1 pseudogene is annotated in these 241 nt (G+C 73.0%); it reads right to left on the reverse strand.

What is annotated here, in order from left to right:
* Positions 1 to 241 (reverse strand): annotated as a pseudogene (locus tag Q664_RS59505) (hypothetical protein); the annotation flags it as partial.

Here is a 241-nt window from a genome sequence, read left to right on the forward strand (position 1 = left end):
ACCTCGAACGCAGCGCCGTGAGCCCGTCGTCCCGTAACCGGCGCAGGGAGTAGCGCGCCATGGGCAGCAACCGGGGCGCGAGCAGCAGCTTGGCCGCCACCCACGCCGGCTTGTGGTTCATCAACTCCGTCTCCAGCAGCCGTCCGGCCGTGAAGAAGCGCGCCGCCATCCGCCGCTGCCACACGGGCGGAGCCAGCGCCTCCAGCACCTCCTCCGGCACCACGGCCCCCGTCAGCCTCCG

Source organism: Archangium violaceum Cb vi76 (assembly GCF_000733295.1).
Classification (GTDB): Bacteria; Myxococcota; Myxococcia; order Myxococcales; family Myxococcaceae; genus Archangium; species Archangium violaceum.